At 53.6% G+C, this 22004-nt stretch carries 16 protein-coding genes and 5 pseudogenes; 7 read left to right on the top strand and 14 right to left on the bottom strand.

From position 1 onward, the window contains the following. Positions 1-44: 44 nt before the first annotated feature. The 6 genes and pseudogenes from AFK63_RS21790 to AFK63_RS21795 all read right to left on the bottom strand — a co-directional run bounded on the left by AFK63_RS21790 (position 45) and on the right by AFK63_RS21795 (position 5131). Positions 45-509: a T6SS effector amidase Tae4 family protein gene (locus AFK63_RS21790; protein ID WP_071603692.1), complete on the bottom strand. Its 465-nt coding sequence runs from the start codon at positions 507-509 to the stop codon at positions 45-47. Positions 510-652: 143 nt separating this feature from the next. Then, positions 653-820 (bottom strand): annotated as a pseudogene (locus AFK63_RS20455) (NADP-dependent isocitrate dehydrogenase); the annotation flags it as partial. Positions 821-1878: 1058 nt separating this feature from the next. Further along, positions 1879-2625, bottom strand: a complete 747-nt coding sequence (locus AFK63_RS10360; RefSeq protein ID WP_038863458.1) for a TerC family protein — start codon at positions 2623-2625, stop codon at positions 1879-1881. A gap of 259 nt (positions 2626-2884) precedes the next feature. Next, a pseudogene (gene umuC, locus AFK63_RS10365) lies at positions 2885-3919 on the bottom strand (translesion error-prone DNA polymerase V subunit UmuC); the annotation flags it as partial. A gap of 360 nt (positions 3920-4279) precedes the next feature. Further along, a complete protein-coding gene (locus AFK63_RS10370) occupies positions 4280-4606 on the bottom strand; it encodes a four-helix bundle copper-binding protein (protein ID WP_038863459.1) in 327 nt (108 codons plus the stop codon). Between the two features lie 294 nt (positions 4607-4900). Further along, positions 4901-5131, bottom strand: a complete 231-nt coding sequence (locus AFK63_RS21795; protein WP_038863460.1) for a hypothetical protein — start codon at positions 5129-5131, stop codon at positions 4901-4903. A gap of 291 nt (positions 5132-5422) precedes the next feature. On the opposite strand from AFK63_RS21795, the gene AFK63_RS10380 reads away from it, so the two are divergent. From AFK63_RS10380 to copM, 7 genes are all read left to right on the top strand, one after another. Further along, entirely contained in the window at positions 5423-7243 is a 1821-nt protein-coding gene (locus AFK63_RS10380) for a copper resistance system multicopper oxidase (RefSeq protein ID WP_038863461.1), read from the top strand. A 142-nt stretch (positions 7244-7385) separates the two neighbouring features. Continuing rightward, positions 7386-8213 carry a copper resistance protein B gene (locus AFK63_RS10385; protein WP_407638552.1) on the top strand — a complete coding sequence of 276 codons (828 nt, stop codon included), beginning with the start codon at positions 7386-7388 and terminating at the stop codon, positions 8211-8213. A 35-nt stretch (positions 8214-8248) separates the two neighbouring features. Continuing rightward, positions 8249-8629, top strand: a complete 381-nt coding sequence (gene copC, locus AFK63_RS10390; protein ID WP_103791066.1) for a copper homeostasis periplasmic binding protein CopC — start codon at positions 8249-8251, stop codon at positions 8627-8629. A 4-nt stretch (positions 8630-8633) separates the two neighbouring features. Beyond that, positions 8634-9566, top strand: coding sequence for a copper homeostasis membrane protein CopD (gene copD, locus AFK63_RS10395; RefSeq protein ID WP_038863463.1), 933 nt, complete (start codon positions 8634-8636; stop codon positions 9564-9566). A 28-nt stretch (positions 9567-9594) separates the two neighbouring features. Next, positions 9595-10275, top strand: a complete 681-nt coding sequence (locus AFK63_RS10400) for a heavy metal response regulator transcription factor (protein ID WP_007708057.1) — start codon at positions 9595-9597, stop codon at positions 10273-10275. After that, on the top strand, positions 10272-11669 hold the full coding sequence (locus AFK63_RS10405; RefSeq protein WP_038863464.1) for a heavy metal sensor histidine kinase: 1398 nt from the start codon (positions 10272-10274) through the stop codon (positions 11667-11669). Before AFK63_RS10400 ends, AFK63_RS10405 begins: the two co-directional genes overlap by 4 nt. 144 nt (positions 11670-11813) lie before the next feature. Next, positions 11814-12164, top strand: coding sequence for a CopM family metallochaperone (gene copM, locus AFK63_RS10410; protein ID WP_038863465.1), 351 nt, complete (start codon positions 11814-11816; stop codon positions 12162-12164). A gap of 230 nt (positions 12165-12394) precedes the next feature. On the opposite strand, the pseudogene AFK63_RS21750 reads toward copM, so the two are convergent. From AFK63_RS21750 to AFK63_RS10460, 8 genes and pseudogenes are all read right to left on the bottom strand, one after another. Continuing rightward, positions 12395-13264: pseudogene (locus AFK63_RS21750) on the bottom strand (tyrosine-type recombinase/integrase); the annotation flags it as partial. Positions 13265-13327: 63 nt separating this feature from the next. Further along, positions 13328-13900 (bottom strand): annotated as a pseudogene (locus AFK63_RS21570) (tyrosine-type recombinase/integrase); the annotation flags it as partial. Between the two features lie 288 nt (positions 13901-14188). Beyond that, positions 14189-14416 (bottom strand): annotated as a pseudogene (locus AFK63_RS10430) (Y-family DNA polymerase); the annotation flags it as partial. Then, complete coding sequence (umuD, locus tag AFK63_RS10435) at positions 14400-14837, bottom strand: translesion error-prone DNA polymerase V autoproteolytic subunit (protein ID WP_038863467.1); 438 nt, start codon at positions 14835-14837, stop codon at positions 14400-14402. The gene umuD and the pseudogene AFK63_RS10430, both read right to left, overlap by 17 nt. Positions 14838-14978: 141 nt before the next feature. Beyond that, the gene (locus AFK63_RS21640; protein ID WP_236613104.1) at positions 14979-17711 is read right to left on the bottom strand and encodes a tail fiber domain-containing protein; all 2733 of its coding nucleotides are present in this window, start codon (positions 17709-17711) and stop codon (positions 14979-14981) included. A gap of 52 nt (positions 17712-17763) precedes the next feature. After that, positions 17764-18414 (bottom strand): hypothetical protein, encoded by a 651-nt coding sequence (locus AFK63_RS10450; RefSeq protein ID WP_038863469.1) that lies wholly within the window; start codon positions 18412-18414, stop codon positions 17764-17766. Next, positions 18411-18701 carry a hypothetical protein gene (locus AFK63_RS10455; RefSeq protein ID WP_038863470.1) on the bottom strand — a complete coding sequence of 97 codons (291 nt, stop codon included), beginning with the start codon at positions 18699-18701 and terminating at the stop codon, positions 18411-18413. Before AFK63_RS10455 ends, AFK63_RS10450 begins: the two co-directional genes overlap by 4 nt. After that, positions 18701-21955: a host specificity protein J gene (locus AFK63_RS10460; protein ID WP_038863471.1), complete on the bottom strand. Its 3255-nt coding sequence runs from the start codon at positions 21953-21955 to the stop codon at positions 18701-18703. Before AFK63_RS10460 ends, AFK63_RS10455 begins: the two co-directional genes overlap by 1 nt. Positions 21956-22004: the final 49 nt, after the last annotated feature.

The following is a 22004-nucleotide window of genomic DNA, read 5'->3' on the forward strand; positions in this document are numbered from 1 at the left end:
AAGTGACGCCATGCAAATTTGTAGTGAACGCTTCATATAATCTTTCAGAACCAGATTTCACGGGAATTAAAGAAATCGCTGAGGTAACCTTCCCAGTGCAATCCCCATTGAATACGAAGATAACTTGACCGCGATGTTACACGCTTTCCATTCCACAGGTCGATATGGTCTCCTGATCGATTAGTAAAGCTTTCGCTACCTCTGCGGAAATAATCCTTAAAGAAAATTATCCCGGTCTGCCCCCGGAGCGTCTCTTCGAAATTTTCAGTGCTGACTTTAACCGCACTGAAAACCCCCGGGATTGCCGTTCTTTTTAGTGCTTTCGCCAGTTCCTCTGCCCTCAGCACATGACCATCTGTTTTGGGGTGATACCAGCACTGCGCTAATTTTAGGCGGCTGACATCGTATCCGCAGCGAGTTAAGGCAACGCCGAGACGGATAGCGCACTGGTCATCAAAAGCCTTATGGCCGTCAGGCTTCCGGCATGGGTCAGCATCGCCATTTTGCAGATAGCCTGGCGCATCGCTTTATAGTCGGTGATGCGCTCACCAGACGAGGGGGTTTGATAAATTGCTTTGATAACCGTTCAAACGCTAATAATAAAAAACGGGAACCAACCGGTTCCCGTTTTACACCTAATCCAGACGCTGGATTACATGTTCGCGATGATAGCGTCGCCAAACTCTGAGCATTTCAGCAGCTTAGCGCCTTCCATCAGGCGTTCGAAGTCATAGGTCACGGTCTTGTTGTTGATAGCGCCTTCCATACCTTTCACGATAAGGTCAGCCGCTTCGAACCATTCCATATGACGCAGCAGTAGATTTAGAAATTCATTACATCCGATTGAATTTAAAAGCTTTTATGCTTAATAAGCATCTAAACTTATTATTTTAGCCTTCGCCATAACTCGTTGATTTTGTATAGTTTACGTAGAGTTTTGATAACCACTTCAAGGCTAAATGGAGGTTCGCTTGAGCACATCCCTTTCATAATGCCCGCATTGTGCCAGAAGCGGACGCTTTCTATGAGCCTGAACTGACACGGTGCTATAAGCATTAAAAACGTTAAATTCTATTTGCCGCAAAGCGGCTTTCAGGTTATCCGGGACTGACAGCAAATTCAGCCTTCAGCAGTGTACTGTTATATACAGACAGCGCAGTGAGTCCCAAAAACCTGTGGTGCAAAAGAGGCCCGTTAAACCCTTACCGGCCAGTGTCAGACAGGCGTTTTGTATTCCAGGCGATGGCAGGATAGCATCTGTGGTCACATACGTACGGTAACGGAACACGATTCGATGCCCATTTAACATTCCATACATACCAGGGGGTAAATCTGCGCTGAGGCTGGTTAGCCAGAAATTCATCGTGGGTTGGCCTAGCCTGCCGCTGGACGCATTGTTACGACAGAGCAGCCAATAACGTAACGGGGAAATGTATGGCAAACATAAGCTATAGCAGAACTGTCAAACCCCTGGTCAGGAACAACAGCAGAGCACGCAGATACAGGCGGCGCATGCTTAAGTCACTGGAGAACCGTAAAGCTGATTACTGACATCATGCTGTGTCAAATTATGGCAAGCAGCTCAGCGGCTTAAACTAGGCCCACTGCAAATATTACAAGCCTCTAACCAGATACTCACCGAACCTTTCTACCTCTGATGTGCAGTATTATATGCCTGCGCTCATCAGAAAGTTTTTGTTAGCAGTTCATAGTAGTTCATTCGAGCCGCATGCTGCGCCAGCTTCGACAAGGAGGCCAGCATCCTCAACATCCATGGTAGCGCAGGTCGTTATCGAGCGAAGCATGGCCTGCTGGCGGTCCCGACAGATATTACAAGCCCTTACAGTAACTTTAAACATTTACCGGGCCGTGCAGGATTTAATGCTTACGCCTTGTTCGTCGGGACAGCATATTTAATCCTTCTATAAAAGCTGAGAAGGCCATAGCAGCATAGATATACCCTTTAGGCACATGAGCACCAAAGCCCTCAGCAATCAGAGTCATACCGATCATGATTAAAAAGCCCAGCGCCAGCATAACAACTGAAGGATTATTACTAATAAAGCGTGCCAGAGGTTTGGCAGCCAAAAGCATAACTGTCACGGCGAAAATAACCGCAATTACCATGATTAGTACATGCTCAGTCATGCCTACAGCCGTAATAATGCTGTCTATGGAAAATACAAGATCAAGCACAAGTATTTGAATAATAGCTGAGCCAAATCCATGGATAGCGCTGCTTTTACTGCCTTTTCCTTCAAACATGTCACCCTCTGGATGAGGGTCAAGTATGTGATGAATTTCCTTTGTAGCCTTCCAAAGCAGGAAAAGCCCCCCGGCAATCAAAATGATATCCTTCCAGGAAAAGTCTTTGCCAAAGAAGCTAAGTACTGGCTCGACTAACTGAATGATCCAGGCGATAGTACCCAGGAGTCCTAATCGCATAACCAGAGCTAAGCCTATCCCAATGCGTCTGGCCCGATCACGATGCTGCTCAGGCAACTTATTGGTAATGACTGAGATAAAGATGAGGTTGTCTATACCAAGCACAACCTCCATCGTAATGAGAGTTGCCAGCGCTACCCACGCCGTAGGGTCCGAAATAAGTTGCTGCAAATAATCCATAAGTTGCCTTAACTGTAACAGAAATAAATAGGTTAACAGATTGGTCTGGCTGGCTAACAACCGCTTCTGTTTTTACTATAGCAAATGAAATACTTTCCAAGTTCTTTCAATTGATCCTTTTATAGATTGGTGGAGGACCAGTGGAAACAAGGTGATCTCCCATCAGATTTCCGCTCCAGGGGAGTGTAAACTTGCAAGGTCCGCTGTTCGCTCAAAGCGGACATTATCTTGCATTATAAAGGTGTGAACACTACCACTTTTACCATGCCCGCGCGATCGGCACGTCAGCCAGCCGTGTCGTATAACACGGCGACAGCATCTCCCGCTTCATCTGCCACGCCTGCTGGATGCCCTGCCCCGCAAAATAGAGTGTTCCCCGCCCCTGCTGGTTGAGTTTGTCCATCAGTGACATCAGCGCCTCGCTGTTGGCGCGCGGCGCATTCTCGTCAAACAGATTCAGCTGTGCCACGCCCTGGCTGAAAAAGTCACCCAGCATAACGCCCGCTTTCTGGTACCGGTGGCCGTCGCGCCAGACTGCATCAAGGCAGCGCGTCGCCGCAGCGATAATGTCGCGCGTGTCCTGAGTTGGCGTCAGTAGCTTTGTCCCGGCGTGGTTGCCGTAATACGTCTCAGCAGAGAACGGGGAGGTTTTCACGAACACCGAAATGTACCGGCAGAACTGATGCTCGCCGCGGAGCTTTTCCGACGCGCGCGCCGCATAGCTGCAGATAGCCTGGCGCATCGCTTCATAGTCGGTGATTCGCTCCCCGAATGACCGGCTGCAGACGATTTCCTGTTTCGCCGGGGCAAACTCTTCGATCTCCAGACAGGGCTCGCCGCGCAGCTCACGCACGGTGCGCTCCATCACAACGTTGAAATGTTTGCGGATAAAGCGGATATCGGTATCACAGAGCTGCAAAGCATTTTTAATACCCATCGCCTCCAGCTTTCTGGCGATACGCCGACCGACGCCCCAGACATCTTCCACTGGCATCAGCGCCATCAGCCGCCGCTGGCGCGCCTGGTTTGACAGGTCCACCACCCCGCCCGTCTGCGGCCACTCTTTGGCCGCGCGATTGGCAAGCTTCGCCAGCGTCTTCGTCTGGGCGATACCGACACCACAATGAATTCGCGTGTTGCACCGCACCGTCTCGCGTATCTCCCTTCCAAAATCAGCCAGGTCACGACAATTCCTTACACCCGTAAGATCGCAAAATGCCTCATCGATGCTGTATACCTCGACGCGCGGGCACATTTCCTCAAGCGTGGTCATTACCCGCTGGCTCATGTCGCCGTTTATGTGGAATAGAAATTCAACACAAGACTTAAATCTTTCTGAAGGAATGCACACAACAAATCTGCACATTAATTATACAGGTGTTATCCCCGTTTTTGTGAATAAGGCAGAGGGCATATGTACCGACCGGCTGCAAAAACACGCCCGGGTTTTTACGATATTTAATATAGGGGGATGTCAGTTTAAAAAAGCCTGAATAGGGACGCGGTATTACCCTTCTGGCTGTATGGCGGGTAGTCCGGATAAGAACGGTGATTTTTACCACCCTGACGCCGGGTGAATGTATCAAAAATCACCGGCTGGAATGAAACAGGCGGCACTTTCCGGAAGCTGCGACTGGACAGCTTCCATTTGCTGTCACGCTGCCATTTTCCGGCATTCTTCAGCACAGCGGTAACAGGCTTCAGCACATTTCTTACAGTGCTCGTGCTCATGTTTCGCGCACTCATCACCGCATTTCTGGCATGCTTCTGCGCAAACCTTACAAATCTGAGCAGCAAATTCACTGTCCATTGTCATCAGTTCAGCTGCCAGACGGCAGATGCTGGCGCACTGCATGTCCGTCCGGATGCATTCGCGCATCATCTCAATATTTTCTTCTTTCAGGCAGGACGTTGCGCAGTAGTCACAGGTTGCGGCGCAGATATAACAGGCCTCAATGCAGTTGCGGTATTGTTCAGACATAATTTCTTCCCGTCATCGTTAAATGCAAAGAAGTGGTAAGCATGGAACAAAATGTTGATTGCTGCAAAAGCGTTTTATACAGACGGTAACAGGAGTGGGGTGACACAGGGTTTTAAAAAGAAGCCCGCCACAGTCAGACGGGCCGGCTGATTACAGCCTCAACAAAGTTTTTCAGATAACTCAGTGTAATGAGGGTTAATGCACAACACATTCTGTAACAACAGTAACCAAGACAAAATCCGGGTGATTTTTGCCCGAGTTTTTTCAGCCAAGGCTACGGGCTGTTATCTGCGCTTATTTCTCTTCCTGCATCATCTTACGGTGCGTTTCAATTATGTTCTGATGTGCGGCAGAACTGCTGTTATTCATGCTCTGATGTGCCTGAATCGCCAGCTCATGTTCATTCATGGAGGCCGCCGGGGCTTTTTTGTTCATGCAGCAGGACATGTCCATGGGGGCTGGCTGAGCCTGAGCGGCTGAAACAGACAGAAGGACCGCAGCGGCGGCAAGCATAATCTTTTTCATTCGTAATTCCTTACGTTTAAAGGATAAAAATAGCCGTTAATTCCGGACCGGAACTTTACCGGCCTCAGTGACTTTCATCGTATCCGAAAAAAAACACCGTGAACGAAAATGACAAAAATGTAATTTAAAAACAGTAGGTTCCAACATGACATAAATGTAATCAAGTCGGGGTTTCAGTTGTGATAGTTTTCCGGTAACAGAAATAACGTTCCTGGCCGGGTTGCATTATTCATGCTTCCGGCGCCGAAAAAGTTCCTCCCGGGACAAACTGCATTTTGCCGGAGCCCAGTTATGCAGCTTAAAAGTACACGACGTAATTTTATCAAAGGGATCACAGCAGCCGGAATTGTCGGCGGTCTTGGTATGAAGACGTTCAATGCTTTCTCGGCAGTAAGTCTGGTACAGTCACGCACGCTTACCGGTAACGATTTCGACCTGTTCATCGCCGAAACGCCGCTGAATATCACCGGAAACATCCGTTATGGCAAAACCATCAACGCCGGCCTGCCGGGGCCCCTGCTGCGCTGGAAAGAAGGTGATACTGTCACGTTGCGGGTTAAAAACCGTCTGAAAGAAACAACCTCCATTCACTGGCATGGCATTATTCTGCCAGCCAACATGGATGGTGTTCCCGGCCTCAGCTTTCACGGTATTGAACCCGATGATACTTACGTCTATTCATTTCGCGTAAAGCAGAATGGCACCTACTGGTATCACAGCCACTCCGGCCTGCAGGAGCAGGAGGGCGTTTACGGCCCGATTATCATTGATTCTGCTGAGCCTGAGCCATTTAAGTATGACCGGGAACACGTGGTAATGCTGACCGACTGGTCAGATGAAAGTGCCTCTACCATTCTTGCAAAACTGAAAAAGCAGTCCGACTACTACAACTTCGCCAAGCCTGCTGCTGGTGACTTTTTCCGTGATGCCCGGGATAAGGGACTGGGAAATACCCTGGCCGACCGGAAGATGTGGGCGGAAATGAAGATGAACCCGACTGACCTTGCAGACGTCAGCGGTGCGACTTACACCTATCTTATGAACGGTCAGGGCCCGGGTAAAAACTGGACCGGACTGTTCCGTAAAGGCGAAAAAATCCGCCTCCGCTTTATCAACGGCTCTGCCATGACCTACTTCGATGTGCGCATTCCCGGCGTGAAGATGACCGTGGTGGCTGCTGACGGCCAGTACGTCACCCCCGTCAGCGTGGATGAGTTCCGTATTGCCGTGGCTGAAACCTACGATGTCATTGTGGAGCCCGTACAGGATGCCTGCACCATCTTTGCCCAGTCCATGGACAGAAGCGGCTATGCCCGGGGCACGCTTGCCGTTCGTGAAGGCATGACTGCCCCGGTTCCTTCCACAGATCCTCGTCCCTGGCTCACCATGGATGATATGGGAATGGGGGGAATGGATCACGGCAGCATGGGGGGTATGGATCACGGGCAGATGCAGGGTATGGACGGCGGTAGCATGCAGAGCATGGATGGTTCAGCTGTGGAAAGCGCCCCGGCAGGCAGTATGGCTGGCATGGATCACAGCAGCATGGGCGGCATGGACCACGGCAGCATGGCCGGCATGGGTGATATGCAGAAGCATCCGGCATCAGAAACGAACAACCCCCTGGTTGACATGCAGGCCATGATGCCCACCCCGAAGCTCAGCGATCCGGGTATCGGGCTGAGGAACAATGGCCGCAGGGTTCTGACCTACGCTGACCTGAAAAGCACTTTTGACGATCCAGACGGACGCGAACCCTCACGCACCATAGAACTGCATCTTACCGGCCATATGGAAAAATTTGCCTGGTCTTTCAATGGCATCAAGTTCTCCGATGCAGAGCCGGTCACGCTCCGCTATGGCGAGCGCGTCCGCATCGTGCTGGTTAACGATACCATGATGACGCATCCCATTCATCTGCACGGAATGTGGAGCGACCTTGAAGATGAAGAAGGGAATTTCTTGGTACGTAAACACACCATTGATATGCCGCCCGGCACGCGCCGCAGCTATCGTGTGACGGCCGATGCGCTGGGCCGCTGGGCTTACCACTGTCACCTGCTTTTTCATATGGAAACAGGCATGTTCCGTGAAGTCCGGGTTAATGAATGAGGTACTTCTGATGTCAGCTTCTGAGCGTGGTGATATGAAACATAACTTTTTCCGCCCGGCGGCCGGACTGCTGGTTTTCGCAGCCATTGCCGGCAGCGCACTTACGGCCGCCCCTGATGCACGGGCTGAAGCGGCGCACAACATGCAGGAGCATGACATAGGTGCAATGTCGGGCATGGACCACTCCGCTATGGGCAATATGGAACCCATGTCCGGGATGGAAAGCATGGAGTCTATGCAGCCTGCTGCCCCGACTGAAAGCAGAACGCCTGTTCCGGTGCTGACGGACGCCGACCGCCGGGCTGCGTTTCCGGACGTACACGGCCATAAGGTGCATGACAGCAACGTGAACTGGTATCTGCTGGCCGATCAGCTTGAGTGGCAGAAAAATAATGAGGCCGGAGGGTTCAGCTGGGACGTCAGCGGCTGGGCAGGCGGGGATATTGATCGCCTCTGGCTGCGCAGCGAAGGGGAAACCAGCGACGGAAAAACCGAGTCGGCAGAGGTGCAGGCCCTGTGGGGGCACGCTATCTCGCCCTGGTGGGACGTGGTTGCGGGCGCCCGACAGGATTTTAAACCTGGCAGGCCCCAGACATGGGCCGCCGCCGGCTTTCAGGGCATGCCGCTGTATAACCTCGAAACTGAACTCACCGCGTTTGCCGGTGAGCAGGGACGCACCGCGCTCCGGTTTGAAGCAGAGTATGACGTGCTGCTGACCAACCGGCTCATCCTGCAGCCGTCTTTTGAAGCTAATTTTTACGGAAAGGATGATGAGGTGCGTGAAACCGGAAAAGGGCTGTCCGGTACCGAGCTTTCCCTGCGCCTTCGTTACGAAATGAAGCGGGAGTTTGCGCCTTATGTGGGCGTATCGTGGAGCCAGCTTTATGGCAACACGGCCGATATGGCGACCCGTGAAGGAGAGAAAGACAACGAACTGCGCTTTCTTCTCGGTGCCCGCGTGTGGTTCTGATGCAGTTAATTCTAACAAACAAGACAGGTATGAATATGAAACGTAATTATGCTGGCTACGTCATCGCTGTTGCCGCCTCTGTTGCTGCTTTTGCCGCGCAGGCGCATCCGGAACTGGCTTCTTCTGTCCCTGCTGATAAAGCGCAGGTGGCAGCGCCTTCAAAAGTGGAGCTGCACTTTACTGAGAATCTGGTCACAAAATTTTCTGGTGCACGTCTCGTCATGACCGCTATGCCCGGCATGTCCTCTCATGCCCCGATGGCGGTTGCGGCAAAAGTGGCCGCCGGTGGCGATCCGAAAACCATGGTGATCACGCCAGCCAAACCTCTGGTGCCTGGCACATACAAGGTGGAGTGGCGTGCGGTGTCTTCTGATACACACCCGCGCACGGGTAACGTCAGCTTTAGCGTGAAATAATGCCATGAACGATCAGACTTTTATTGTTATCCGCTTTTTCCTTTACCTTGACCTTATGGTTCTGTTTGGGCTGCCTTTATTTGAACTGTATGCCGTGAAGGGAACGCTTAAAAAATCGGTGTCATTATTCAGTGTCTGGTCGTTCTTCTTTATTCTGATATCCGTCGGCATTGTTCTGTCGCTGGCGAATATGCTGCTGGTCGCGCAGGCGATGAGTGGCGTGACCGACGCAGGTGAAATCACGCTCCACATCATAGAGATGGTTATCGGTGAGACTGCGGTCGGCCTCAGCTGGGTTATCCGGCTTGCCGCACTCGTGCTGGCCTTCATCGGACTGGGCCTGCGCCTGCGCAATGCCGTTCTGTCGCGTTACGTTCTCACGCTTTCCGGAGGCACAGCGCTGGCCACCCTGGCATGGGGCGGCCATGCGGCCATGAACGACGGTATGAGCTACTATCTGCATCTGCTGAGCGATATCATCCACCTGTCGGCAGCCGGTGCATGGGTGGGCGCGCTCACGGCCTTTGCCATTCTGTTATGCATCAAAAAGGCGCAGACGGCCAGCCACGTCCGGCAGCTTGCGGAAGCCCTGACGGGCTTTTCCCGGGCCGGCACGGTGATTGTGCTGAGTATTGTCATCACCGCCGTCATTAACTTTTTCTTCATTGTGGAAGACCCGGTCAAATCTTTGCCGGGCAGCCACTACGGGCTGCTCCTGCTAATCAAGACAGGTTTGTTTTTCGTTATGCTGTTGCTGGCTGCCGCGAACCGCTTCCGGCTTGCACCCGCACTGGAAAATGCGCTCGGTCAGGGCCACTATAAGACGGGTATTGCGCTGATGCGCAAAAGTATTATTACAGAGTTCAGCGTGTCTATCCTGATTCTGGCGACCGTAGCCTGGCTTGGCACGCTGTCGCCCGGTAACGGTATGGCGTAACGACACTCAGCTGCAGGGCCCTTATACCATGACCACTCTTCTGATCGTCGAGGATGAAATTAAAACCGGGACTTACCTGAAACAGGGTCTTCAGGAGGCAGGGTATGACGTCACCCTTGTGAATGACGGCCGTCAGGGGCTGGAGCATATCCTTCAGCAGCGCTACGACCTGATTATTCTTGATGTGATGCTGCCCTCCCTGGACGGCTGGGACATTCTGCGGCAGATGAGAATGGCCCGCCACGAAGAGCCCGTGCTGTTTCTGACCGCAAGGGATAACGTCAGCGAAAAAATCAAAGGTCTGGACTTGGGAGCCGATGACTATCTTCTCAAGCCGTTCGATTTTGCCGAGCTTCTGGCCCGTATCCGGACCCAGCTCAGGCGTAACCGCTCTCTGGCATCCGGCATGTACGAAATAGCTGACCTGGTGATGGACATATCCCGCCGGAGCGTCAGCCGTTCCGGCAAAAAAATTCATCTGTCCACAAAAGAGTTTGTTCTGCTTGAGCTGCTGCTGCAGCGTCGCGGTGAAGTGCTGCCAAGAAATCTCATCTCCTCCCTGGTCTGGAATATTAATTTTGAGAGTGACACTAACGTGATTGATGTGGCTGTCCGGCGGCTGCGCAGCAAGGTGGATGATGACTTCAGCCCGAAGCTGATCCATACCGTGCGCGGCATTGGCTACGTGCTGGAGATACGTGAAGAATGAAGCGTAACTGGTCTCTGACTTCCAGACTTAGCCTGGTCTTTGCCGGTGTCATGATGTCCGTCTGGCTGCTTACCAGCGTTCTGCTGGTTGCCGCGCTGGGCAGTTACTTTCGCAGCCAGGACCTTACGCTGCTGACCGGTAAGCTTGAGCTGGCTACCGAACTGCTGGAAAGTGAAGTCCGTACAGGAAAGCTTGATACCGTCGGACTTGCCCGCAAGCTTGCCGACGCCATGGTGGGCCATAGCGGACTTTATCTGTCGATCAGGACTGCTGATAATCAAATACTCGCCGACTATTTCTCTCCCGGCTTCCCGGTTCCGGCTGAGCGCTTTGCCGGTGAGCCCCTGAAGCTGAACACCCTGCAGACGGTGGAGGAAGACGGCTGGCGCTATAACGTCATGATTAAAAAAATCGGTGCAGAGAACGCGGGCAGGCACCGGGACGTGCTGATAACAGCCGCCTACTATACTGGCTTTCATGATGAATTTATCGGCCAGCTGAAAGAGTGGCTGATGTGGCTTAACGGGGGACTGATTTTTCTTTCTGTCTTGCTGGGCTGGCTTGCCACCCGCATCGGACTCCGGCCGCTGAATGAAATAAACCGGCTGGCTTCGGCTATTACTGTTAATAATCTCAGTGAGCGCCTGCCGGCCCGACACCTTCCTTCGGAGCTTATGCCTACCGTAGCCGAGTTTAACAGCATGCTGGAGAGACTGGAGGGCTCTTTCAGGCGCCTGTCAGAGTTTTCATCTGACATAGCCCATGAGCTGCGCACTCCCGTAAGTAACCTGATGATGCAGACGCAGGTTGCCCTGTCCCGGGAGCGTGACGCTGCCAGCTACCGGGAAGTGCTTTTCTCAAACCTGGAGGAGCTGGGCCGACTTGCCAGAATGAGCAGCGACATGCTGTTTCTGGCGAAGTCTGAAAACGGGCTGCTGGCGCTGGAAAATGAGATTTTTTCCGCAAAGGCAGAACTCGAAGAACTAATCGAATTTTTCGAGCCGCTGGCCGCTGAAAACGGTAAAACCCTGACGTTTGAAGGGGGGGCCAGCATGAAGGGCGATCGTCTGATGCTGCGCCGGGCGCTGAGCAACCTGATAACCAATGCAATAAAGTACTCTTCAGACGGCGCGGCGATCCTGATCCGGGCAGAACAGCAGATCGGGATGGCGTTTGTTCATATATCCAACCGCACGGAAGCCATCACGCAGGAAAATCTGGGCAGGCTTTTTGATCGCTTTTACCGGGGCGACTCGTCCCGGCAACATAACACGGACGGTGCTGGCCTGGGCCTTTCCATCACGCGAGCCGTTGTTCAGGCTCACAACGGTACATTGCAGGTTTTTCTGGACGAAGACATCGTTACGTTTACGGTAAAAATACCAGCAGCATAATTTACGTTGATGTGCGCTTTCTTCATGCTTTCGCCCGTAATAATTCTGAACTGCTTTAAATCAAGGATTTCTTTCACGCTTTTGTGAAACGATCCCGGGTGCTTAACTAAACTTGAGTATCTTAGCCCAGTAAAGGAACGGATCATGAAAAAATTACAGACAGCCCTGGTTTCCCTGCTGGTTGTTCTGCCAGTTGCGACTATGGCACAGAAGCCAGATATGAAGATGACGCAGGACATGCATATGTCCCCGGCCTCAAAAGAATACATGGCCGGCATGCAGAATATGCACCGCAGCATGATGGATGCGATGAAGGAGCAGGATGCAGACAGGACTTTTGCCAGAGGCATGGCTGAGCACCATAAAGGCGCGATAGCCATGGCCGAAACAGAGCTGAAGTACGGAAAAGATCCTGAAATGAGAAATATGGCTGAAGATGTCATCAAAGCACAGAAGGCGGAGATTGAACATCTGGAAAAATGGCTGAATAAATAGTTTACAGCTGACATCAGAAGACTGATTTCAACCGACCGGCAGGGCCCCTGAGAGGGCCCTTATTTATCTTTTTTCAGGCAGAAAAAAGAAATAATCTAAACCGGAATGACTGCGGAAAAAAGAGGTATGGCTCAGTGAATCAGCTTTGACTGCTGACTTTCTGTTACGACGCAGAACTCACGCACTGTGCTGCTACTTACCTGAAATAATATGCTGTCCGGACAGATGTTTTACCGGATGAGAACCTTACTGCTTTTTCTCAGAGCAGCCTCCAGTTTTTCCGTATCTCCCTCCACGATGGCTCTCTCGTCAACCGTCTGCGGCACCTCCTCCAGATATCTTTTTACGGACGCCTTACTTTCGAGCAGAAGTCCTCTTGCACTCTGTTTTGGCAGATTAAAGTCACAACCGATGCACGCCATCCGGTGCGGGCAGTTGCTCCAGAATGGATTCATACAGTACGAATCGCCGAGATCATAATATATTGCCGGACCGGTGAGGCTGACGGCAAGCGGATCATGGTCAATCAGCACGCTCATCATATGCGCGACCCGGTCCGCCTTCACAAAAGAGGCTGCCAGCTGTGTCGGCCGTATACGAATATAATGCATTGTAGACTGCGGCGAAGAGTGACCTGACCACTGCATCAGCTCGTATAGCGACATGCCCTGAGGAACACTGGCCAGTGCTGTCACGGCCGATGCACGCCCCCGGTGGCTGGTAATGGGACCCCGGCTGTCTTCCTCCGGCATCCCCGCTCTGGCACAGAGAACCGGAATAACGGTGCGGTTTATTATATCTCTTCCCACGGCTTTGCCCCGGTACTGAAACAGGAAACGGACCTTTTCACCGGTGCGTTCATCCGTCAGCGCTGCCTGCTCTTCTGGTCACTCTGCCAGCCAGATATCGACATACTTTTTCACTGCAGCAGAAACCGGTTTAACAAAGGCTTTAGAGGTCTTGCCAGCTGGCACATTAAGGTAGCAAAGGGTCCCGGCAGGAATGGTACTGCCGTCGTCCCGGTTAATATCTTCCGATTGTGGAATGATGCAGCCTGCGGTCAGGCGCATCAGCTCATTCTGGCGAAGCACTGCATACGTAGCCAGTTCATACAGTTTCCATCCGGCCCGTGCCAGGTGCGTCAGCCGGAGGTGACGAAAAGTATGCGTGGTGATGTCTGGCTGATCAGCCTCTGTCGCCCATTTCCGCACGGTTTTACTCCAGCTCCAGAACGAGAGCGGAGCGCCGTAATTACGGTCAGAGGCGGAACGGAACAGAGCACCGCCTGACCAGCCTGCCAGCCGTAGCTGTTGGAAATGATTTGCCAGTACCCGCGCAACGTCAGCGCTGTAGCAGACCATTCTTTCCCGTCTGTTTTTCGTCGTCTCTGCGCGGATGCGTATCAGGCGGTGAGCCAGATCAATGTCCTCAAGCCTCAGAGCCGTCACTTCCGTGCGCTGGAGCGCGCCATAATACGCCAGAGCAAGCATCAGCCGGTCACGTAGGGACGCGGCAGAAACGTGTTTCAGGAACCTGAGCCACTGCCCGTCATCGGGAATAACGGGGAGGCGGGTGATACGTGGGATCAGGCCTCGCCCGGTATAAATGGCACCAGGCAAACCCGAACGGGGTAACGGGTTGAGACTGCAAATATCCTGGTAAATCAGAAAGTCATACCAGAGGCGAAGAGCTGAAATGCGCAACTGGAGCGTGGCGCTGGCAACGGCTGACGGCATATCAGGGAGCTGAGGGCAGATATATACTGCAATGTCTTCAAAGAAAGCCCTTTCAGGAGCAATATCGTGTATTTCACAGAAGGCAAAAAAATGCGTCAGGGCACTTCGATAGGCCTTACCTTAATAGTTGAGCTGGCTCTTCCTAAATTCGAAGGAATTTTAAGCCACTGCCCGGCCAGCAGCAAAGCCGAAGTGGAATGTGTTTTCGTGTTCACGGCCTTCCCCTTTCAGTTCAGGACAACTGGCTAAAGTTTATACCGCAAATGTTGCATTCCACTTAACTTACTAAAGCTCATAGTTGCTGGAAAAGGCAATGATCCGCTGCGGAAACGGCATCTCGCGCAGCTGGAACCAGGGCATGCCCATTTTTATGCCAAGCGCTTTTGCTTCGCGGCTGCGCGCTATCACACAGCCGTCGTTATTCGAGAGCGCCACAATGGGCTGACCGGCCAGATCCGGACGGAATGCCGTCTCGCAACTCGTGTAGAACGAGTTCATATCAACCAGCGCGAACATTGCGGTGCAGGGTATTTATCACGCAAATGACAACGCCGACGATTTCGAGGTCGTCGGCGTCATAAACAGCTATAGGCGGGTAAGCCGGGTTCTCGGCACGTAGCTGCGCCACAGGGTACGTCACCAGCCTTTTAACAGTGAACTCCCCGCCGATATTGGCGACGACGATGTCGTTGTGTCTCGCGTGCAGGCTGAAGTCCACCAGCAAAAGGGAACCGTCGAGAATACCGGCATCGCGCATCGAGTCGCCGGCGACCCGCAGAACATAGGTGGATGAAGGATGTGCAATAAGGTGGGAAACGAGGTCAATGCCACTGTCGATATAATCGGCGGCGGGACTCGGAAAGCCTGCTGAAATCAGGTCTGCATAGAATGGGATGTTGACTGGCGTAACCGGCCAGACGAGGGGGTGTATTTTCATTATGTACCTCCTGTAAAATATACTGTGTATTTATACAGTAGTTTCAAGGGGTAACGAAATCAAGACGCAGCGGCCTATTAATCGTAACGGCAGGTAATATTTTTTATAAGCAGAGCAGCCCATACGGGCCACTATGCCTTATCATTTTCCACTGACCGATTCGCTTTCAGAACCTTCTTTGGTGGCGCTTCCCGCAGCAATGAGGCTGGAAACTGACGCCTGCAGCCGGGCCTGTTCCATTTCAAGCGCAGCAATACGTGCCTTGTTGTCCTCATCACGCTGGCGCAGCGCTTTTATTGCAGCCAGAGCGTCAAGTAACATCGGCGTCTGGTCCAACACCATGTTTTCGCCAACATCCTTCACGTATTCCTTGTCAATCTGCATAATCTGCTGGGCGATAACGCCACGGCGCGCCGACCGTTCAGGTTCATCCCACTTGTAACGAAAAAGCTTAAACTCCATGCGGTTGATGTTATCCAGACCGGCCTCAACGTTAAAATTCCCTTTAACATCTTTCAGACGCTCATCGGAAACAGCCGCCATCGTGAACTCGCGCCAGGGTTGCCAAACTCCGCCGCTATCGCCATTTTGAGAGCGCGCAAAGTAGCGAGATGCAGATGCGTAGTTTCCAGTAAACTGGATGGCATAAGCCGGGTATTTAGTGTTAGAGAAAGTCAGGCAAGTACCGGTTGACCCTGGGCTGTTTGGCACGCCGTTGTAACCGAAACCTACATGATTAGCTTGAATGTCATTCCAGTTATTAACCGTCGCGTTTGGCCCGCCAGCGGTGTTTGCAATATCCCCGTGATTGGTGAAAACTGTTTTCCATCCAGCAGGGCCGCCACTTTCAAAACTTGACTGATCAGCAATGTATCGGCGGAAAAAGATTCCGCCAGTTCCCTGGTAATTTGAATAAAATTGAGTGCATCCGTTTGCATTACCAGCACCATTAGGCATTACCAAAAGAGACCCCGCCTTTCCATCAGGATAACCATTTGCCAAACTTGCTTCGGCGTTCCTGTTTTGCATGTAAAAGCCAGGACGTTTTAAATAATCCTCAACACTGATTGACCCGCTAACAGGCGATAAAGGGCCGTGTGGAACTTGAAAGTTATCCCACGTCGCCGAAATATCAGTCGGCTTAAACGTTGGCGCTGTCACCTCCCCGCTTTCCGAAAACTGCGCCGCAACGCTTGGGTTGCCGCTACCGGCGCGAATAGTCGCACGAACAACACCATCCGAACCTTTTTCCGCGTAGAATTGAGCCTCAAAGGCTTCCGATTCAGCGATTTTTGCTACAGACCTGGCAAAGCCGCCCGTCGCAACGAAACCAGCGCCCGGATCTGATGCGTAGGCGTTGATGACGTTAAAGTTAGTATTGGCCGCAACAAAATTGCCGTTGGCGCGGATTATCCAGATACCGACAACGTTTTTCGGCTGAACTTCACTGGCGCGACCATAAACAGAATTAGAACGGCTGGCATCAAATCGCATAATTTCGGGAATCGATGACGTCGAGCCAGTCTGGAGATCCGCAAGCGCGCTGCCTTTAGGATCTTGATCATAATAGAACGAGCCAACATGACCCCATGTGTTGCGGCCACCACCGTTAATATTCCTGATGTTGTAAGCGCCAGCAATGTTAGGTAATCCGTCCTGCGCAACATCACCGGGATTCCCCTGCGAGCCTGTTCCGCTGCCGCGAAGGAATGGCGCAGCGATGCTGCCACTCTGAACGCCGTTCAAATCCGGCATGCGGAAAGTGGTTGAGCCGTCGCCGGTAGAGTAACGACCACGCCTGGCCGGATCGGCAAGCCATGCAGAATCAGTTATCGACGGCAGAATTCCAGAGTTGATAGCAGCCCACAAATCAGGATAATCGCTACGTTTAAGAACTTGCCCGTCACCAGACTGATAGCCAGATGGCAAGGACGCTCGTGATCCGTTAAACCAGTCCACGGCACCGATAAAATCATTCATCACGCCATTCATGTTGGCACTGCTTCCGCCACCAGATGAGGCTTTAAGCTGACGCAGAGTCACCGCATCGCCATCGGATACCGCATCAGCACTCAGCGGCAGCGGTTTACCGTTCAGAAGGTTTTTTAACCCCTTTGCCTTGTCAGCTACATCGGACAGGTTTGCATCTTTCGTCAGGACTTTTTCTGCGTCAAATTTATCGGCCAGCAGCTCTGCGCGATCTGCCTGGCTACGTGCATCGGTGGCCGCCTGGCTGGCAGCGTTTGCTGAATTCGTCGCATCACTGGCGCTGGTGGCTGCACTGGTGGCGCTTTTCGTGGCGGCAGCGCTGGCGCTTTCCGCTGCTTTCTGTGCAGTTGCCGCACTGGTGGCTGCGCTTTGTGCGCCGGTTCGGGCGGTTTCGGCTGCTTTCCTGTCGGCGCTTACGCTGGTTTGCGCCGTCTTCAGGTCATTAACGATTTGCTGAAGCCGGTCAGGATCAAGGTCTTCCAGAAGGTTAACGATAAACGGCCAACTGGGTCCGTTAAACGCCCTGCCGTCCGGCAGGGAAACCGTGATATTGTTGCCTGCGGAGAATACCTGCTGCCAGTTAGCTTTGTCATGGTTCAGACCGCGTAATGCCTCGGTCACCTGATTCACAACTTCCATCGTAATCTGGCTCATGGTGCCGCGCGGTACCGCCGACCACGCCAGCCCCGTGGCGTCCGGTCCGGTATATGTTTTAGTGAGCGTCAGTGCCGTGTCGCTGCTCACTGTTTTAACGGCCAGAGTATAGACTACCTGACCTGCTGTAAAAACGATGTAATCACCGGCAACCAGTTCGCCGGTAAATGTAGTGCCGTCGCCGTTTATGGTCGTTGCGCCGTTATTGATGCTGATAGTGCCTTTAGCCATCAGGCCTGCTCCTTAAAATGAAAAACCCGCCGAAGCGGGTCTTGTATGAGTCTTAAAGGGTGGAGAATACGGCGTAAGGAAGCCTGAACCCACGGGAGTAAAGCGGGGTATCCCTGTAGTTCCTGCCGTTCTGGTTGATGTAGCGCATGATGACCGAGCCGGAGAGCTGTTTAATAACGATGCCGTTTTTTGCTCCCACACCTTCCTGATCCTCAGACAATGCGCCTGGCATGATTTCCAGCAGATAATAAGGCGTGCCAGGTACCGCAGCTGAAAACGTATTATTCTGCAGGTCGAAGCCTGCCGGAATGGTGATAAAACCCAGCACACGGGGCATTCTGGCCGCAGACCTCGCTGACCAGATAAGCTCCCCGGCTGAATTAAACACATCAAGGTATCCGCTTTGCCAGGCAATATCGGTCTTGGTTTTGGCAATAACAGCAGCACCGGGCAGAAAGTACTGCGCGCCCGGCAGGCCCCAGCCATTCACGTTCAGCCTGAACCATGACAACTGCCCGGGCGCAAACAGGGTGCTATCAAGGACCCACCCCAGTTGTTTAAGGTTACCGAACCCCGGAATATCCATATCAAAATCACCGACCGAATCGGTTCTCACTGCTGCCGATGAAGACAGCAAAGGCGCGCGGTAATCGCTGTTAATGGTCAGCGCACCGGCTGAGTTTCTGACTTCAAATCCGCTCATAGGAAGCTGTAGAGATCCACGGTTATGGTGTCTGCGTAACTGGTGCCCGGCACAAAAAACAGCGTAAATCCGCCGTCATAACATGACGTGCTCCAGATCCGGGTAACACCGGTGAGTTTGACAATAGCGGCAAAAGAGCCGGCGGCCGTCAGGCCTGCATAAGGAACGTTCATCTGTGTGATATTCCCTGGCGCGTTGACGACGGTCCGGCCAAGATAACGCACCATATAGTCACCGAGGTCCACCACCAGTTGCCCGTTTTCATCCCAGCACTGTAATCCTGACATCAGAAAAGCCCCATCCGGATACGCAGTACATTGTTGGCATCCCAGATCTGGACCAGCGTGTTGCTGATAAGCATCCTGCCACCTCCGCCTACGCCGTTAATCTCAAAGTTTCCGGCCTTGTCCAGTCGCCAGCCTGCGCGGCCTGCCACATAGTTCGTTGACTGAATGAATGCGCCGATTTTGGCACTGGTGATGGTGCCGTCCTGGATAAAGGCCGAGTTCATAAACACCTGCCCGTTTACCACCGCAAACGGCGAATAACGGTTGTTTTCGCTGCCGCTCATTACCACAAACTGATTCGCATTCACCGCAAAGCGGGTATCGACAGCGGTGCCGTTAATGGTGACCGCCACTGACAGACCGGCGTCATAATACTGCCCCTTATACTGCACGCCGGTTTTCATGGTGTAGATGGCAGAGCCGCCACTGGCATCAACATACGCATCCATTTTGCCTTCTACCGCGGCAGCCACATTGTCAAACCGCGCCACCACCGTGTCGTTTATCTCGCTGATGGCCGATGCGTTATCCGCAGTGGCTTTCTCAAGACGACTGGCGGTGGCGTCGAAATCATTAAATTTCGCGTTTACCGCCGTCTCAAGCGCCGCTACGGACTTACCGGCATCGGCGGCCAGTGTCTGCGCCTGAACAATGCCGGCGCGGTTTTCGCCGTACTGCTTCCACTGCTGGTTGACTGTGTCATGGCTGCTAAGTGCGTTCTGCAGAATGGCTTCGGGGTCGAGCGTGATTTCGCTGAGCAGCGCCTCACCGTCTTCCTTCGTCATGAAATCACCCGCAATATCGCCCAGGTAATCCTCTGCATTGTCGTTCGCCATGCCGCGTGCCCAGCCCGTCCATGCCGAGGGGTTCCCGATACGGTCCACCAGTCGCGCGCGGTACCAGAAGATCTGCCCCGCACGCAGGCCAAGCTGCGTGTAACTGTGCGCCGGATACGGCACATCCGAGAGCAGCAACGCGTCGCTGCCGTCGGTCGCGGCGGCATACTGAATTTCGGTCATCAGCGTGTCGTCAGCACCGTCAGGGAAGTTCCAGTCGAGCTGGATGCCCCAGTTGATCGGCGTGGTGCGGAAGTTCAGTGGTGCCAGCGGCTGCCCCACCTTGCCGGTCAGTGTCACTTCCACGCTGGTCTGCCAGACCGAGGCGACATCGCTGGCATTCACAGCGCTGACGCGCGCCATATACCGCCCGGCATAAATGCCCTGCACCTCAAAGCCAAGCGAGCTTGTGCGCGGCACATTTACCCAGTCGCCGCTATCCTTGCGCCACTGACATTCATACGCCACGGCGCCGGGAGCAGCAGGCCAGGCGACACGCAGGGTTTCCACGCTGAGGCCCTGCACCACGCGGCTGTAACTGCTGAGGGTCACGGAGGCCGGCGGCGCCTGAACGCCCGGCGGAATAGCTGATACCGGACGCTCATCGAGCCGCGCGCCGGAATCGATGGCGGCATATTTATCCGGGTTGTGCTGCACCGCGCTGATGGTCCAGGTGCCGTCGTTGTTGTCTTCGACAGACGTGACGCGGTACTGCTGGATCGAGACATCCTGCGCATCCACCGACCAGACCGCCTCACGCTCCGGCGTTTCGCTGAATGCCGCAGACACCGTGACGTTTCGGCCGCTGACCGCCTGAAGGGTACGGGCCTGTGATTTACCGGACGGCAGGTTGACGATTAGTCTGTCGCCTGCTTTTGCATCCGGCGTCCGGTCGAGCGTCAGCACACGACCGTTCACCTGACTGATGCGCCCGCCCATTACCCGCCCGGACAGATACTGATCCGCCACGCCGATGATATGGCCCGGCAACGGGATCATGCCTTCCAGCCCGGTGGCGAAACTCACCATCCGGTCTTTAGCATTTGTCAGCAGCGCCCAGCGGCCGCGACGGTTGGCCTCGGTGCGCCGTGTGCAGCCTATGGCGGAGATCTGCGTCTGGCGCACGCCGTAGCGCCGCACCAGATCAGGCTCCATCACCGCCTCCACTTCATCGGTGTAATGGTTCTCCGGATTTGACCAGCTCACCATCGCCGTTGAATAGCGGTTCTTCTCGCTGCCGCTGGCGTAGGAGAATTTGCCGTCGATGACGTTGGCGCGGGTGTAGACATACGTCATGTCGCGCGGCATGTCCGCCAGCGCGGCCAGCTGATTACCGGCCCAGTATGTCATGCCGCGAAAGATGCTCGCCAGGTCGCGCAGCACCGTAAACGCCTCGTTCTGGCTCTGGATATACACGTCGCAGAGAAAACGTGGCTCGGTACCGTTGCCGCCGGTACCGTCCGGCACGGGCTGATCGCAGTACTGCGCAATGCGGTAGAGTTTCCACTTGTCCACCTGCGTCGCGTCCAGCCGGTCGCCGGTACCGAAGCGGTCACTCAGTACCAGGTCGTAAAACACCCAGGCGGGATTGTTGCTCCAGGCCCATTTAAACGAGCCGTCCCAGGTGCCGGAATAGGTGCGTGCCTCCGGATCGTATGTCGTGGGCACACGGATTTGACGCCCGCGGGCGCGTACGCTGATTTGCGGGATATTGCTGAACTGCTTCGCGTTGAATGACACAAACAGCAGTGCGGTGTTCGGGTAGCGCAGCTTTGCATCGATGATTTCGGAATACGCTTCGATGTTCGTCGTATCCACGATGCGGCTGGAGGTGCTGTCCGCCGTCGTCCGGCTCACACGAAGCTGCCAGCCGGTCCGGGCAGGCGGAAGGTCAATGCGATGGCTGCGCTCATACAGGGAGGTGGTTTTACCGTCGAATGCACCGTTCAGCACCGTGACATACCCGCCGCCGTCTGTGGACAGCTCAATTTTGTATTCGACGCGGTAGCCCACCACATCCCCGTTGTCCTTCATGCGCTGCAGTGAAGGCACACCGAGACGCACCCGGACCGCAGAGAGCTGCGTGTTGCTGATGGCACGCGTCCACGGCTGTGTGGCTTTAAGCTGAGTGTTAACGGTGATTTCATTTTCCACCGACGGTATGCCGGGAATGTAATCCTGCGTCTGGGTACCCGGACGAAATTCCCATTTCACATCGGGAAAATTAAGCGTACCGTCAGCGCTGCGGATCGGGGTACCGTCGAGGAAAATATCTTTATCCGTCAGGCCGCCGGCGAACTCCCCCTCGCCCAGCGCCAGCAGTATTTTGGCCGTCGCAATCGACTGTAATGAATCAGGAGACTCCCGCGGTGTGCGTGAATTACCACCGCCACCCTTTTTACCGGTTATTTTTTCCATACCGCGCCCATAAAAAAAGCGCCCGCAGGCGCTGTTATCAGACCGGTTT

The sequence above is a fragment of the Cronobacter muytjensii ATCC 51329 genome, from assembly GCF_001277195.1.
GTDB lineage: Bacteria > Pseudomonadota > Gammaproteobacteria > Enterobacterales > Enterobacteriaceae > Cronobacter > Cronobacter muytjensii.

What these genes read in the sequence shown, in the direction of transcription:
- AFK63_RS10400 (WP_007708057.1), top strand. Translation starts at nt 9,595, where the DNA reads ATGACCACTCTTCTGATCGTCGAGGATGAAATTAAAACCGGGACTTAC.
- AFK63_RS10370 (WP_038863459.1), bottom strand. Translation starts at nt 4,606, where the DNA reads ATGTCTGAACAATACCGCAACTGCATTGAGGCCTGTTATATCTGCGCC.
- AFK63_RS10360 (WP_038863458.1), bottom strand. Translation starts at nt 2,625, where the DNA reads ATGGATTATTTGCAGCAACTTATTTCGGACCCTACGGCGTGGGTAGCG.
- AFK63_RS10450 (WP_038863469.1), bottom strand. Translation starts at nt 18,414, where the DNA reads ATGAGCGGATTTGAAGTCAGAAACTCAGCCGGTGCGCTGACCATTAAC.
- AFK63_RS21795 (WP_038863460.1), bottom strand. Translation starts at nt 5,131, where the DNA reads ATGAAAAAGATTATGCTTGCCGCCGCTGCGGTCCTTCTGTCTGTTTCA.
- AFK63_RS10385 (WP_407638552.1), top strand. Translation starts at nt 7,386, where the DNA reads ATGCAGGAGCATGACATAGGTGCAATGTCGGGCATGGACCACTCCGCT.
- umuD (WP_038863467.1), bottom strand. Translation starts at nt 14,837, where the DNA reads ATGAAAATACACCCCCTCGTCTGGCCGGTTACGCCAGTCAACATCCCA.
- AFK63_RS10460 (WP_038863471.1), bottom strand. Translation starts at nt 21,955, where the DNA reads ATGGAAAAAATAACCGGTAAAAAGGGTGGCGGTGGTAATTCACGCACA.
- AFK63_RS10380 (WP_038863461.1), top strand. Translation starts at nt 5,423, where the DNA reads ATGCAGCTTAAAAGTACACGACGTAATTTTATCAAAGGGATCACAGCA.
- AFK63_RS10405 (WP_038863464.1), top strand. Translation starts at nt 10,272, where the DNA reads ATGAAGCGTAACTGGTCTCTGACTTCCAGACTTAGCCTGGTCTTTGCC.
- copM (WP_038863465.1), top strand. Translation starts at nt 11,814, where the DNA reads ATGAAAAAATTACAGACAGCCCTGGTTTCCCTGCTGGTTGTTCTGCCA.
- AFK63_RS10455 (WP_038863470.1), bottom strand. Translation starts at nt 18,701, where the DNA reads ATGTCAGGATTACAGTGCTGGGATGAAAACGGGCAACTGGTGGTGGAC.
- copD (WP_038863463.1), top strand. Translation starts at nt 8,634, where the DNA reads ATGAACGATCAGACTTTTATTGTTATCCGCTTTTTCCTTTACCTTGAC.
- AFK63_RS21640 (WP_236613104.1), bottom strand. Translation starts at nt 17,711, where the DNA reads ATGGCTAAAGGCACTATCAGCATCAATAACGGCGCAACGACCATAAAC.
- copC (WP_103791066.1), top strand. Translation starts at nt 8,249, where the DNA reads ATGAAACGTAATTATGCTGGCTACGTCATCGCTGTTGCCGCCTCTGTT.